Source organism: Stenotrophomonas sp. (assembly GCF_050737075.1).
Classification (GTDB): domain Bacteria; phylum Pseudomonadota; class Gammaproteobacteria; order Xanthomonadales; family Xanthomonadaceae; genus Stenotrophomonas.
Genome location: NZ_JBOHXV010000127.1, coordinates 1 through 11,190, shown reverse-complemented (window position 1 = coordinate 11,190; position 11,190 = coordinate 1). Strand labels below are relative to the sequence as shown.

Here is an 11,190-nt window from a genome sequence, read left to right as displayed (position 1 = left end):
GTTTTTTTATTCCGTAGAGCCACGCCGCGCCGAGTGACCGGCGCGTGCCAGTTCGATGAACGCGTCGCCACGCGCCCGTGTGTTTGCCGCGTCGACGCGATCAAGGGTTTTGTCGCGTGGCTGCTCTCAACGCAGGGTGGCCAATGCCTGCCCCAGCTGTACGGCGTGCTCGGCATCCAGATGCGGGGCGAAATCGGCTACGCCTGGCGGCAGCAACACGATGACGGTGGAGCCGTAGTTGAAGCGCGCCATCTCGGCGAAGCGCTCCAGGGTGATGCCCTTGCCGCGGTAATCCTTGCGGGTGATGGTGTCGCCGTAGCGCGGGATCTCCTCGCCGCTCCACACCGTCTCCACGCCCGAGACCAGCAGCGCGCCCACCATCACCTGCACCATCGGGCCGAAATCGGTGTCGAAATGGCAGACCAGGCGCTCGTTGCGGGCGAACAGGCCCGGCACGTTGTTGACCGCGGCCGGGCCGACGCTGAACAACCGCCCCGGCACGTGCACGGTCTCGCGCAGGGTGCCGGTCCACGGCATGTGCACGCGGTGGTAGTCCTTCGGCGACAGGTACACCGTGGCGAACAGGCCGTGGTGGAACACCTCGGCATCGGCCGCATCGCCCAACAGTTCAGCGGCGGTGAACGACTGGCCCTTGGCTTGGAAGATCCGGCCGTCCTCGATCGCGCCGAGCTGGCTGATCCGGCCGTCGGCCGGCATCAGCAGGGTGCGGGGGCCGGCATCGGGCACGCGCGCGCCGGGCTTCAGGGCGCGGGTGAAGAACTGGTTGAAGGTCGGGTAGCTGCGCGGGTCCGGGTTGGCCGCCTCGGCCAGGTTCACCCCGAACTTCGCCGTCACGGTGTCGATCAGCCAGCGCGAGATCCGCGGGTTGCTGGAGTACGCCAGGCGCCGCGCCATGGACGACAGCAGGCGGTGGGGCAGGACGTAGCTCAGCGTGGTGGTCAGGCTCATGGGGCGGATTTCTCGGTCAACAGGTTCAGGTCGCGGGCAATGGCCGGCGCATTGAAGGGGGGGCGGATCAGGCCGGCCAGGTTGCCGTCCGGGTCCAGCACGGCCAGGCTGGCCGAGTGTTCCAGGGTGTAATCCTGGGGATTTTCATCGAACGTCTTGCCCGGCACCTTCTGGAACACGAAGAACAGCGAGGTGGCGAAGCGCTCCAGCGAGGGCACGTCGGCGGTGGCGGCCAGGGTGTCCTTGTGGAAGGCATGCACGTACTCGCCCAGCCGGGTGGGGGTGTCGCGCTCGGGGTCGACCGAGACGAACACCAGGCGCGGGCGCAGGGTTTCGGGCAGGACTTCCCACTGCTTCTGGGCCTGGGCCAGGTCGACCAGGGTGGTCGGGCAGACATCCGGGCAGGCGGTGAAGCCCAGGAACACCAGGGTCCAGTGGCCCTTGAGCTCGCCGGGAATCAGGCGGGTGCCGTCGGACTGGCTCAGGTTGAAGTCGGGCAGCGGGCGCGGCTGCGGGTAGAAGGTGATCGACTCGGTCGCGGGACGGTTGCCGGGCGCCTTGGGCGCGAACACCTTCTGGGCAACCACCAGGCCCAGCCCGGCGGCCAGCGCGATAAGCAGGATGATGCCGACGTTGCGATTGAACATGAAGGACCCGTTCCCGGAATGGCCCACCATGATAGAGGGATTGGGGCGGGCGGCGTCCGTTTCTGCTGCAACGGATGCCCTGCTGCGCCGCAGCGCCTATAATCGGGGACCACTTTGTCTGTTGCCTTGCCATGACTGCCGAAACGGCCGCCGAACTCCATACGATCATCGACCTGATCCGCTACGGCACCAGCCGTTTCAACGCCGCCGGGCTGACCTTCGGGCACAGCTACGACAATGCCCTGGACGAGGCCACCCAGCTGGTCCTGCACGCCCTGCACCTGCCGCACGACCTGGGCCCGGCGTATGGCGCCGCCCGGGTGACCACGCCGGAAAAGGCCGAGGTGCTGGCCCTGTTCGAGCGCCGCATCACCGAGCGCCTGCCGGCCGCCTACCTGACCGGCGAAGCCTGGTTCGCCGGGCTGAGCTTCAAGAGCGACAGCCGCGCCCTGGTGCCGCGTTCGCCCATCGCCGAGCTGATCGAAACCGGCTTCGAGCCGTGGCTGGCCGGCCGCGACGTGCACCGCGCCCTCGACCTGTGCACCGGCTCGGGCTGCATCGCCATCGCCATGGGCCACTACTACCCCAATTGGGAAGTGGACGGCGTGGACCTCAGCGATGAGGCCCTGTCGCTGGCCGAAGAGAACAAGGAACGCCTGCAGGCGACCAACGTCACCCTGCTCAAGTCCGACCTGTTCAACGGGCTGACCGGCCGCCACTACGAGCTGATCGTCACCAATCCGCCATACGTCACCAACGACGAGACTGACGCGCTGCCGCAGGAATACTCCTACGAGCCCGAAATGGGCCTGCGTGCCGGCGACGACGGCCTGGACCTGGTCCTGAAGATCCTGCGCGACGCGCCGCTGCACCTCAGCCAGGACGGCCTGCTGATCTGCGAAGTGGGCGAGTCCGAGCAGCACCTGATCAAGCTGCTGCCGGAAGTGGACTTTGCCTGGATCGAGTTCAAGGTCGGCCAGATGGGCATCTTTGCGGTCGAGTGCCGTGAACTGATCGCCCACAGCGCCCGCATCACTGAACTGGCGGCGCTGCGGCCGTGAGTTCCAACAGCTTCGGCAGACTGCTCACGGTCACCACCTTCGGCGAATCGCACGGTCCGGCGATCGGCTGCGTGATCGACGGCTGCCCGCCGGGGCTGGAGATCAGCGCCGACGAATTCGCCCATGACCTGCAGCGCCGCGCCACCGGCAAGAGCCGGCATACCTCCGCGCGGCGCGAGGCCGACGAGGTCGAGATCCTGTCGGGCGTATACGAAGGGCGCACCACCGGTACGCCGATCGCCCTGCTGATCCGCAACACCGACCAGCGCAGCAAGGATTACAGCAACATCGCCCAGCAGTTCCGCCCGGGCCATGCCGACTACAGCTACTGGCAGAAGTACGGCATCCGCGACCCGCGCGGCGGTGGCCGCTCGTCCGCGCGGGAGACCACCATGCGCGTGGCCGCCGGCGTCGTGGCCAAGAAGTGGCTGCTGCAGCGCTACGGCGTCAGCGTGCGTGGTTACCTGTCCCAGCTGGGCGAGATCACCCCGACCGGGCATGACTGGTCGGCGGTGGAAGAGAACCCGTTCTTCTGGCCGGTGGCCGAACAGGTGCCGGCGCTGGAAAGCTACATGGATGCCCTGCGCAAGTCCGGCGACTCGGTCGGCGCGCGCGTCAATGTCGTCGCCGACGGCGTGCCGCCGGGCTGGGGCGAGCCGATCTACGGCAAGCTCGATGGCGAACTGGCCGCGGCGCTGATGAGCATCAACGCGGTCAAGGGCGTCGAGATCGGCGACGGCTTCGCCAGCGCCGTGCAGAAGGGCACCGAACACCGCGACCTGATGACCCCCGAAGGCTTCGCCAGCAACCATGCCGGCGGCATCCTCGGCGGCATCTCCACCGGTCAGCAGGTCACCGCCTCGATCGTGCTCAAGCCGACCTCGAGCCTGCGCCTGCCCGGTGCCACCGTGGACGCCAGCGGTGCGGTCGTGGAAGTGATCACCACCGGCCGCCACGACCCCTGCGTCGGCATCCGCGCCACCCCCATCGCCGAAGCGATGATGGCGCTGGTGCTGATGGACCAGGCGCTGCGTCACCGCGCCCAGTGTGGCGACGTCGGCGAGATCACCCCGCGCATTCCAGGGTCGATCGATGGCTGAGACGCGGCCACGGGTCTGGGTCAGCCAACCACTGTTCGATGATGTCATCGAGCAGCTCGGGCAGCATGTCGACCTGACCATGACCGCGGACGTCACCCGTTACACGCCGCAGATGCTGGCCGAACGCCTGGCCGGCGTCGACGGTGCGCTGATCACGCTCAACGAGCGCATCGGCCCGGCCGAGATCGCCGACGCACCGCAGCTGCGTGCGATCGCCAATGTTGGCGTGGGCTACAACAATCTCGATGTGGACGCGCTCAGCGCCGCCGGCATCCTGGCCAGCAATACCCCGGATGTACTGACCGAAACCACGGCCGATCTCGGCTTTGCGCTGCTGATGGCCACCGCGCGGCGCATCACCGAGTCCGAGCGCTGGCTGCGCGACGGGCAGTGGTGCCAGTGGTCGTTCCAGACCATGCTGGGTGCGGACATCCACGGCAGCACGCTGGGCATCCTCGGCATGGGCCGCATCGGCCAGGGCATTGCCCGCCGTGGCGCGCTGGGCTTCGGCATGCGCGTGCTGTACCACAACCGTTCGCGCCTGCCGGAGGCCACCGAGGCCGAGGTCGGCGCGCAGTACGTGGACCTGGACACCCTGTTGGCGCAGGCCGACCATCTGGTGCTGGTGCTGCCGTACAACGCTTCCTCGCACCACATCATCGATGCGCGCGCGCTGGCGAAGATGAAGCCGACCGCCACCCTGGTCAACATCGCGCGCGGCGGCATCGTCGACGAGCTGGCGCTGGCCGACGCACTGGCCAACGGTCGCCTGGCGGCCGCCGGGCTGGATGTCTTCGAAGGCGAGCCCCGCGTGCGCCCGGAACTGCTGGCCCTGCACAACATCGTGCTCACCCCTCATATCGGCAGCGCCAGCCAGGCCACCCGCCGGGCGATGGTGCAGCTGGCGGTGGACAACCTGCTGGCCGCGCTGCACGTGGGCCCGAATGCCGGCCATCCGCCGAGCGCGATCAACGCCGATGCCGTGGCCGCCGCAAAGGCCGGCGCCGCGACCGTGGGCGGCAAAAAAATCGACGACGCAAAACGATAGGGAACCGCGCGTCCACTACGTGAGGTTCCCCGAGCCCAATCCGCGTTCCATACACATTCGGTAGACACCGACCGTCGGTCGGTACATCCAAACGAGGCTCCCCATGAACAACCCTGATCGTCGTTTCCACGTCGCTGTCGTCGGTGCCACCGGCGCTGTCGGCGAAACCATGCTGGCCATCCTGGCCGAACGCAACTTCCCGATCGCCACGCTGAGCCTGCTCGCGTCCTCGCGTTCGGCCGGTGGCGAGATCGAATTCGACGGCAAGAAGATCAAGGTCCAGGACCTGGCCAGCTTCGACCCGGCCGGCGTGGACATCGCGCTGTTCTCCGCCGGTGGCAGCGTCTCCAAGGAGTTCGGCCCGAAGTTCGCCGCCGCCGGTGCGGTGGTGATCGACAACTCCTCGGCCTTCCGCTACGACGATGACGTGCCGCTGGTGGTTTCCGAAGTGAACCCGGAGGCGCTGAAGAACCGTCCGCGCGGCATCGTCGCCAACCCGAACTGCTCGACCATGCAGATGCTGGTCGCACTGGCCCCGCTGCATCGCCAGTACGGCATCCAGCGCATCAACGTGGCCACCTACCAGTCGGTGTCCGGCGGCGGTCGCTCCGCGCTCGAGGAACTGGGCAAGCAGACCGGCCAGCTGCTGAGCTTCCAGCAGATCGATCCGCAGCGCTTCCCGGTGCAGATCGCCTTCAACCTGATCCCGCACATCGACGACTTCCAGGACAACGGCTTCACCAAGGAAGAAATGAAGCTGGTCTGGGAGACCCGCAAGATCCTTGGCGACGACAGCATCCTGGTCAATCCCACTGCCGTGCGCGTGCCGGTCTTCTACGGCCACTCCGAAGCGGTCACCATCGAGACCCGCGACAAGGTCACCCCGGACGCGGCGCGCGAGCTGCTGTCGCGTTCGCCGGGCGTGGAAGTGGTCGACCGCCATGAGGCGGGTGGCTACCCGACGCCGGTGACGCATGCCTCGGGCAACGATGCGGTCTACGTGGGCCGTATCCGCGAAGACCTGTCGCATCCGCGCGGCCTGAACCTGTGGATCGTGTCGGACAACATCCGCAAGGGCGCCGCGCTCAATGCGGTGCAGCTGGCCGAGCTGGTCGCCGCCGAAGGGTGAGGTTCACGCCACGTCTTTCGTGGCTGGATGCGTCGGGAATCGCTATATTGCCGGCATGAAGAAACGAGTTCCGGGCGCGCTGCGCCCGCTCAAGGTTGCGTCTACCCTGCTGCTGGCCCTGGCCAGCAGCTCTGCCATGGCCCTCGGGCTGGGCGATATCCGGGTGCTGTCCAAACCGGGCCAGCCGCTGCTGGCCGAAATCCCGGTGATCTCGGCCGACCCGTCCGAGCTGGAAAACCTGCGCGTTGCCTTGGCCTCACCGGTGACGTTCGCCCGGGTAGGCCTGGAGCGTCCGGCCGGGCTGGTCAGTGAACTGCAGTTCGAACTGACCCGGAATGCCGACGGGCGTGCCGTCGTGCGGGTGAGCTCACAGGCCCCGGTGACCACTCCCTCCCTGAATTTCCTGATCGAAGCCGATTGGGGGCAGGGCCGCCTGGTCCGCGAATATTCGGCCCTGGTCGATGCGCCCGACAGCGCCGTGGCTGTGGCCGAACCGGAGATCGTCGCCCCGGCCGGTGCGATGTCCAACGCGATCGTGCGCGAGCCCGAGCCGGCGCCCGCGCCGACCGACGCCGTCGCAGCCGACACCACGCCGTCGCGCACCAGTCCGGTGCCGGCACGCAATGCCGCGCCTGCGCGCCGTCCGACCGCTGCGGCAGCCGCACCGGCGGCGGCTCCGGCCGCCGACGGCAGCATCACCGTGCGCCGTGGCCAGACCCTGTCGCAGATTGCCGGCGCCATGGCGCGCGAGCAGGGCCTCAGCCGTGACCAGGCCATGATCGCGCTGCTGCGCGCCAACCCCGATGCGTTCATCCGTGGCAACGTCAACCTCCTCAAGCAGGGCGCGGTGCTGCGTGCGCCGGGCGGTGACGCCGCAGGTCCCATCGACCCGAATGAAGCCGCTGCCATCGTCCGCGAGCATGCCGCGCAGTGGCGCCAGGCCCGCTCGGCGATCCCGCAGCCGGTCAGCAGTGGTGTCGCCGCTGCGCCGAGCGCACCCGCGCCCGCGCCGGCCAGCGCGCCCGCCGCCAGTGGCGGACGCCTGGAGATCGCCCCGGCGGTCGCCGCCACCGACAACAACGCAGGTACAACCACCGGCACCGCCGCCGGCAGCGAGGGTGACATGCTGGGCAATGAACAACTGCGGCAGGCCAAGGAAGATGTGGCCACCCGCGACGCCGAGATCCAGGAGCTGCGCAACCGCGTGGACGAACTGGAGAAGCTCAAGCAGCAGCAGGCCTCGCTGATTGCCATGAAGGACAGCGACCTGGCCGCCGCGCAGCAGCGTCTTGGCGAAGCGCCGGCCGCGCGCGAGGCCGGCGGGGGCGGCTGGGTCTGGCTGGGCCTGGGGGTGCTGCTGCTGGTGGTCGCCGGCTGGGCGCTGGCCCGCCGCCGCAAGCCGTCGCCGTTGCCGCCGCTGCGCCGCGAGGGGCTGGATGCCGCCAGCCTGGCGGCGGCCGTGCCCGTGCCGGCGGCCGATTACGTGGACGAACTGGCCGCGCAGCAGGATGCCGAGCAGCTGGACGACGACCTGCGCGACGCCCCGGACTACGTCCTGGCCGACGCGCGTCTGGACGAGTACCCGGCAGACAACGGCCGTCGCGAGCCGGTCTTTACCCTGGAACCGCAGCCGGGCCAGAGCGATGTGCTCCCGGTCGAACCGTTGATCGACACCGCCGAGCCCCGCATTGCCGATGCCGACCCGGTGCCGGCGCATGCGCTGGAGGCGGCCGCACAGCCGTCCTATCGCGGCGTGTTCGAGTTCCCGGAAGACACCGCCGAGCCGCCGGCACCCGCTGCCGCGCCGCTGGGTGCGCCGGGCCGTGAGCGCCTGGAACTGGCGATCGCTTACCTGGACCTGGGCGATGACGACACCGCGCGCGTCCTGCTGCAGGAAGTGGCCACCGCCGGCGATCCGCACAGCCAGCTGCAGGCCCGCGAACTGCTGGCACGGCTCGGATGAGGCAGGCGTGACCATGCGCTACGCACTGGGCGTGGAATACGACGGCAGCGAATTCAAGGGCTGGCAGCAGCTCGGCCAGAGCGGATGCCCGAGCGTGCAGGCCAGCCTGCAGGACGCCTTGTCGTCCGTGGCCGACGCGCCGATCCAGGTGGTCTGCGCCGGGCGCACCGACGCCGGCGTGCACGGCGAATGCCAGGTGGTGCACTTCGAGACCGATGTGGTGCGCGATCCGCGCGGCTGGACCCTGGGCACCACCACCCGGCTGCCGCGCTCCATCGCAGTGCGCTGGTGCGTGCCGGTGGCCGATGACTTCCATGCGCGTTTCTCGGCGCGGGCCCGCCGCTACCGCTACCGCCTGCTCAACCGGACGATCCGCCCCGCGCTGTACCGGCAGACCCTGAGCTGGGAGCGCCGGCCGCTGGACGCGGCGCTCATGCATGCGGCCGGGCAGGCCCTGCTGGGCGAAAACGACTTCAGTGCCTTCCGCAGCATCCAGTGCGAGGCGCTGCATGCGCGGCGCAACCTGCAGGCCATCAGCGTGACCCGCCAGGGGGATGTGGTGGAGGTGTGCGTTCAGGCCAATGCATTCCTTCATCACATGGTGCGCAATATCGTCGGCTCACTGATCCTGATCGGGACGGGGGAAAAGCCGGTGTCGTGGATGGCCGAATTGCTGGCCGGCCAGGACCGCACCCTGGCTGGACCCACCGCGCCGCCACAGGGATTGGTGTTTGTTGGACCGCTGTACCCCGACAACTGGCACCTGCCCGCCGAGGTCACCTTATGAGTCGCTCTTTCTACCGCACCCGCATCAAGTTCTGCGGCATGACCCGTGCTGGCGACGTCCGCCTGGCCGGCGAACTCGGCGTCGATGCGGTGGGCTTCATTTTCGCGCGTGAAAGCAAGCGCCGCGTCGCCCCGGCCGAAGCCCGCGCCATGCGCCAGGCGATCGCGCCGATGGTGGACGTGGTGGCACTGTTCCGCGACAACAGCAAGGAAGAGGTCCGCGAGGTGCTGCGCACGGTGCGGCCGACCCTGCTGCAGTTTCACGGCGACGAGGACGAGTCGTTCTGCCGCAGCTTCAACATGCCCTACCTGAAGGCGGTGGCGATGGGCGGGCGTGACGAGGTCAACGCCCGCCAGCTGCAGCTGCGCTATCCGAGCGCGGCTGGGTTCCTGTTCGACAGCCACGCCCCCGGCGGCGGCGGCGGCACCGGCGTGGCGTTCGACTGGAGCCGTGTGCCGACCGGCCTGCACCGCCCGTTCCTGCTGGCCGGCGGGATCACCCCGGACAACGTCTTCGACGCCATCGTCGCGACCCTGCCATGGGGCGTGGACGTCTCCAGCGGCATCGAAACCGAGCCGGGCATCAAGGACGGCTACAAAATGCGCAAATTCGTCGAAGAAGTCCGCCGCGCGGACTGCCACGAGGCCGATTAGGCCGGGATCGACAGATCCAAATCCCAATGGGCCCGTAACAATTCGTAGTGCCACGCCATGCGTGGCAACCGCGCGCAGCGCGGCACAACCGCCCGAAGCCAAGGCACCACGGCCCCGACCACCTCTCCAACGTTTATCCCCAACCGAAGCCGCCCACCGGTGAGAAAACCCCTATGGGCGCTAGGGCATATTTCACGTAGCATCGACAGGACAAGGCGCGGCCCACACGGCGCGTAATCGCGAAACGCCGGAGTGCGTTGCGCAGGACGCCGCGGGGGCGGCATCGATGCAGGGAAGTACTGGAATGGCGGAATTCCTCAATGTTGCGCTCACGTTTCCCACGCTGCCGTACAGCATCGTGCTGGCATTCGCGATGGTGTACTGGCTGCTGGCCGCCTGTGGCGTGGTCGATGACGGCATTGGCGGCGACGGTCTCGACCTGGATGTAAGCGACGGCGGCCTGCATGGCGTTTCCGGCATGTTCTCGCGCCTGGGCCTGGGCGGCGCACCGGTCATGCTGGTGATCGCGCTACTGGCCTTCTTCGGCTGGACCGCCACCTATTTCGTACACCTGTTCCTGCTGCAGCCGCTGCCGGATTCGCTGCGCTGGCTGGCCGGCAGTGCCACCGCGCTGCTGGCGCTGGTGCCTGCGGTGCCCATCACCGCCGTCCTGCTGCGTCCCATCCGGCGCCTGCTGCTGCGCCTGCGCCCGGTGCCCCAGACCTCGCTGCTGGGCCGCGTGGGCGTGATCGCCTCGCCGCAGGTGACCACGCAGACCGGCTACGCCACCGTCGACGACGGCGGCGCCGGGCTGATCCTGCAGGTCCGCCTGCGCGAGGAGGGCGATGCCCTGCCACGCGGTGAGCGCGTGGTCCTGCTCGACTACCTGCCCGAACACAACCATTACCTGGTGGCCCGTGAACACGGCCACCCTGCGCTTTCGTTCCAAGACAGCCTGATTTCGGGCGACAAGGAGATCCACCGATGAGTTTTGCGACCCTGGCCCCCTTCGTGATCGGGGTTGGCGCCCTGCTGGTGCTGCTGCTCGGCCTTGCCGGCCTGTTCAAGGCCTTCTACCGCAAGGTCGACCAGGGCGTGGCGCTGATCGTCAATGACATGAGTTCCCAGCCCAAGGTGCATTTCACCGGTGCCCTGATCATCCCGGTGCTGTACCGCGCCGAGCTCATGCGGATCAGCCTGATCACCCTGCAGATCGACCGCCGTGGCAAGGAAGGCCTGATCTGCCGCGACAACATGCGCGCCGACATCGCCGTGGCCTTCTACCTGCGCGTGAATGAAACCCAGGCCGACGTGCTGCGCGTGGCCAAGGCCATCGGTGCCGACCGCGCCTCGGACAAGCATGCCGTGGACGAACTGTTCAACGCCAAGTTCTCCGAGGCGCTGAAGACGGTCGGCAAGAAGTTCGAGTTCACCGAACTGTTCGAGAAGCGCCAGGAATTCCGCGACGAGATCATCGCGGTGATCGGCAACGACCTCAACGGCTATGCGCTGGAAGACGTCGCCATCGACTACCTCGAACAGACCCCGAAGATGCTGCTGGACCAGAACAACATCCTGGACGCGCAGGGCATCCGCAAGATCACCGAGCTCACCGCCACCCACAACGTGGTGACCAACGAGCTGGAACAGAACGAAAAGCTGGCCATCACCAAGAAGAACGTCGAGGCGCGTGAGGCGTTGCTGGCGCTGGAGCGCCAGCAGGCCGAGGCCGAGGCGCGCCAGAAGCGCGAGATCGAAACCATCCAGGCGCGCGAGCAGGCCGAAACCGCGAAGGTGCAGGAAGAGCAGCGCCAGCTGTCCGAACAGGCCCGC

The 11,190-nt window shown here is 68.3% G+C and carries 11 protein-coding genes; 9 read left to right on the top strand and 2 right to left on the bottom strand.

Features of this window, described 5'->3' with window-relative positions; genetic code table 11:
* Window positions 1–126 precede the first annotated feature (126 nt).
* The gene (asd, locus tag ACREPD_RS20405) at window positions 127–969 is read right to left on the bottom strand and encodes an archaetidylserine decarboxylase (RefSeq protein WP_431600998.1); all 843 of its coding nucleotides are present in this window, start codon (window positions 967–969) and stop codon (window positions 127–129) included.
* A complete protein-coding gene (locus tag ACREPD_RS20400; RefSeq protein WP_431600997.1) occupies window positions 966–1,616 on the bottom strand; it encodes an SCO family protein in 651 nt (216 codons plus the stop codon). Before ACREPD_RS20400 ends, asd begins: the two co-directional genes overlap by 4 nt.
* 131 nt (window positions 1,617–1,747) lie before the next feature.
* On the opposite strand from ACREPD_RS20400, the gene prmB reads away from it, so the two are divergent.
* The 9 genes from prmB to ACREPD_RS20355 all read left to right on the top strand — a co-directional run.
* Entirely contained in the window at window positions 1,748–2,677 is a 930-nt protein-coding gene (gene prmB, locus ACREPD_RS20395; RefSeq protein WP_421571054.1) for a 50S ribosomal protein L3 N(5)-glutamine methyltransferase, read from the top strand.
* Window positions 2,674–3,777, top strand: a complete 1,104-nt coding sequence (gene aroC / locus ACREPD_RS20390) for a chorismate synthase (RefSeq protein ID WP_431600996.1) — start codon at window positions 2,674–2,676, stop codon at window positions 3,775–3,777. The genes prmB and aroC overlap by 4 nt, the downstream gene beginning before the upstream one ends.
* The gene (locus ACREPD_RS20385) at window positions 3,770–4,825 is read left to right on the top strand and encodes a 2-hydroxyacid dehydrogenase (RefSeq protein ID WP_431600995.1); all 1,056 of its coding nucleotides are present in this window, start codon (window positions 3,770–3,772) and stop codon (window positions 4,823–4,825) included. The genes aroC and ACREPD_RS20385 overlap by 8 nt, the downstream gene beginning before the upstream one ends.
* Before the next feature lie 103 nt (window positions 4,826–4,928).
* Window positions 4,929–5,954, top strand: a complete 1,026-nt coding sequence (locus ACREPD_RS20380; protein ID WP_421571058.1) for an aspartate-semialdehyde dehydrogenase — start codon at window positions 4,929–4,931, stop codon at window positions 5,952–5,954.
* Between the two features lie 55 nt (window positions 5,955–6,009).
* Complete coding sequence (locus ACREPD_RS20375; protein ID WP_431600994.1) at window positions 6,010–7,917, top strand: type IV pilus assembly protein FimV; 1,908 nt, start codon at window positions 6,010–6,012, stop codon at window positions 7,915–7,917.
* 13 nt (window positions 7,918–7,930) lie between these two features.
* A complete protein-coding gene (gene truA, locus ACREPD_RS20370; protein ID WP_431600999.1) occupies window positions 7,931–8,704 on the top strand; it encodes a tRNA pseudouridine(38-40) synthase TruA in 774 nt (257 codons plus the stop codon).
* Window positions 8,701–9,357, top strand: coding sequence for a phosphoribosylanthranilate isomerase (locus ACREPD_RS20365; RefSeq protein ID WP_431600993.1), 657 nt, complete (start codon window positions 8,701–8,703; stop codon window positions 9,355–9,357). Before truA ends, ACREPD_RS20365 begins: the two co-directional genes overlap by 4 nt.
* A gap of 304 nt (window positions 9,358–9,661) precedes the next feature.
* Window positions 9,662–10,345, top strand: coding sequence for a hypothetical protein (locus tag ACREPD_RS20360; protein WP_431600992.1), 684 nt, complete (start codon window positions 9,662–9,664; stop codon window positions 10,343–10,345).
* Window positions 10,342–11,190: flotillin family protein (locus tag ACREPD_RS20355; RefSeq protein WP_431600991.1), on the top strand; the 849-nt coding region annotated here is incomplete at its 3' end. The genes ACREPD_RS20360 and ACREPD_RS20355, both read left to right, overlap by 4 nt.

Coding starts and splice junctions, on each gene's coding strand:
- asd (WP_431600998.1), bottom strand. CDS start 969: ATGAGCCTGACCACCACGCTGAGCTACGTCCTGCCCCACCGCCTGCTG.
- ACREPD_RS20400 (WP_431600997.1), bottom strand. CDS start 1,616: ATGTTCAATCGCAACGTCGGCATCATCCTGCTTATCGCGCTGGCCGCC.
- prmB (WP_421571054.1), top strand. CDS start 1,748: ATGACTGCCGAAACGGCCGCCGAACTCCATACGATCATCGACCTGATC.
- ACREPD_RS20385 (WP_431600995.1), top strand. CDS start 3,770: ATGGCTGAGACGCGGCCACGGGTCTGGGTCAGCCAACCACTGTTCGAT.
- ACREPD_RS20380 (WP_421571058.1), top strand. CDS start 4,929: ATGAACAACCCTGATCGTCGTTTCCACGTCGCTGTCGTCGGTGCCACC.
- ACREPD_RS20375 (WP_431600994.1), top strand. CDS start 6,010: ATGAAGAAACGAGTTCCGGGCGCGCTGCGCCCGCTCAAGGTTGCGTCT.
- truA (WP_431600999.1), top strand. CDS start 7,931: ATGCGCTACGCACTGGGCGTGGAATACGACGGCAGCGAATTCAAGGGC.
- ACREPD_RS20365 (WP_431600993.1), top strand. CDS start 8,701: ATGAGTCGCTCTTTCTACCGCACCCGCATCAAGTTCTGCGGCATGACC.
- ACREPD_RS20360 (WP_431600992.1), top strand. CDS start 9,662: ATGGCGGAATTCCTCAATGTTGCGCTCACGTTTCCCACGCTGCCGTAC.